This window comes from Streptomyces durbertensis, from assembly GCF_014156695.1.
Classification (GTDB): Bacteria; Actinomycetota; Actinomycetes; order Streptomycetales; family Streptomycetaceae; genus Streptomyces; species Streptomyces durbertensis.
This window is the reverse complement of sequence record NZ_WMLF01000619.1, coordinates 1-2,400: the sequence shown is the minus strand read 5'-3', so window position 1 is coordinate 2,400 and position 2,400 is coordinate 1. Positions and strand designations below refer to the sequence as shown.

The following is a 2,400-nucleotide window of genomic DNA, read 5'->3' as shown; positions in this document are numbered from 1 at the left end:
GTAGTACCCGAAGACCCGAAGGAAGGGCCGGCCGCCGGTGTCACAGCCATTCGAACTTCCCGACTTCTACATGCCGCATCCCGCGCGGCTCAATCCGCATCTGGAGGAGGCCCGGGTCCACACCAGGGCGTGGGCGCGGGAGAGGGGGATGCTGGAGGGGTCCGGCGTCTGGGAGGCGCGGGACCTGGAGGCGCACGACTACGCGCTCCTGTGCGCCTACACGCACCCCGACGCGACCGGTCCGGATCTCTCCCTGGTCACGGACTGGTACGTGTGGGTGTTCTTCTTCGACGACCACTTCCTGGAGACGTTCAAGCGTTCCCAGGACCGGGTGGGCGGGAAGGCGTACCTGGACCGGCTGCCGCTGTTCATGCCGATGGACCTGGCCGACGGCTTCCCCGAGCCGACGAACCCGGTGGAGGCGGGTCTGGCGGACCTGTGGGCGCGCACGGTGCCGGAGATGTCGCTGGAGTGGCGGGCGCGGTTCGCGGAGAGCACCGAGCACCTGCTGAACGAGTCGCTGTGGGAGCTGTCGAACATCAACATCGGCCGGGTGCCGAACCCGGTCGAGTACATCGAGATGCGCCGCAAGGTGGGCGGCGCGCCGTGGTCGGCGGGGCTGGTCGAGTTCGCGGCGCGGGCGGAGGTGCCGCCGTCGGTGGCGGCCTCGCGGCCGCTGCTGGTGCTGCGGGACGCGTTCTCGGACGCCGTGCATCTGCGCAACGACCTGTTCTCGTACCAGCGGGAGAAGGAGGAGGAGGGTGAACTGAGCAACGGCGTGCTGGTGTTGGAGACGTTCCTGGAGTGCGGGACGCAGGAGGCCGCCGAGGCCGTCAACGACCTGCTGACGAGCCGGCTGCACCAGTTCGAGAACACCGTGGTGACGGAACTCCCCGGGCTGTTCGTGGAGAAGGGGCTGAGCCCGCAGCAGTGCGCGGACGTGTTCGCGTACGTCAAGGGGTTGCAGGACTGGCAGTCGGGCGGGCACGAGTGGCACATGCGGTCCAGCCGGTACATGAACGGCGGCGGGCAGGCGGCGCCCGGCACCTGGACGGTCCCGGTGCCGAGCGGGATCGGGACGTCCGCCGCCACGGTGAAACCGTTCGCCGCCCGTTCGGAGGCGGCGCGCCGGCGGCGGCACGCCCACGTGCCGTTCCAGCAGGTCGGCCCCTCGCTGCTGCCGGACTTCAAGCTGCCGTACCCGCTGAGGTTGAGCCCGCACCTGGACGCGTCGCGCCGGCACACCGTCGAGTGGTGCGAGCGGATGGGCATCCTGCGGGAGCAGCCGGGTGTGCCCGGCTCGCACGTGTGGACGCGTGAGCTGGTCGCCGGGTACGACCTGCCGCTGTGCGCGGCCGGGCTGCACCCGGACGCGACCGAGGAGGAGCTGGACCTGGCCTCGGACTGGCTGGCCTGGGGCACGTACGGCGACGACTACTACCCGGTGGTGTTCGGCCGGACGCGCGACCTGGTCGGCGCGAAGGTGTGCACGGAGCGGCTGGCGGAGTTCATGCCGCTGGAGCCGTCGGTGCCGGTGCCCGAGCCCGTCAACGCGCTGGAGCGGGGGCTCGCCGATCTGTGGGGGCGCACGGCCGGGCCGATGGCGCCGGAGGCGCGCGCCGAGTTCCGCGAGACGATCGTCGACATGACGCAGAGCTGGCTGTGGGAGCTGGCCAACCAGGCGCAGCACCGGGTTCCCGACCCGGTCGACTACCTGGAGATGCGGCGGAAGACGTTCGGGTCCGACCTGACGATGAGCCTGTGCCGGATCAGGCACGGGAAGCGGGTGCCGCCGGAGGTGTACCGCAGCGGGCCGATGCGCTCGTTGGAGAACTCCGCCTCCGACTACGCGATGCTGCTCAACGACGTGTTCTCGTACCAGAAGGAGATCGAGTACGAGGGGGAGCTGCACAACCTGCTGCTTGTCGTGCAGAACTTCTTCGACTGCGACTACCCGACCGCGCTGCGGATCGTGGACGACCTGATGAACTCCCGGCTCCAGCAGTTCCAGCACGTCGCCGCCAACGAACTGCCCGTGGTGTACGACGACTTCGGCCTCGACGCCGAGGCGCGGGAGGTGCTGGCCGGGTACGTGGAGGAGCTGGAGAACTGGCTGGCGGGCATCCTCAACTGGCACCGGGGGTGCCGCCGCTACGGCGCCGAGGAGCTGGCGGAGGACAACCGCACTCCGCGCGGGATGCCGTCCGGACCGACGGGCATCGGCACGTCGGCGGCCCGGCTGGTCTCCCTGCTGGTCGGCGCGGGCGCGTCGGCCGGAGCGCCGGCCGGGACAGCGGGCCTCGGCGTACCGGCGGAACCGGCGGCCGACGTGTCGGCGGCACCGACGTACCGCTGAGCCGGTGAGCCGCGCCTGGCCCGGCCCCGGCCACGACGCCGGGC

1 protein-coding gene is annotated in these 2,400 nt (G+C 71.2%); it reads left to right on the top strand.

Features of this window, described 5'->3' with window-relative positions:
* The first annotated feature begins 37 nt into the window (after nucleotides 1–37).
* A complete protein-coding gene (locus tag GL263_RS25135; protein ID WP_323379556.1) occupies nucleotides 38–2,356 on the top strand; it encodes a terpene synthase family protein in 2,319 nt (772 codons plus the stop codon).
* The last annotated feature ends 44 nt before the right edge of the window (nucleotides 2,357–2,400 follow it).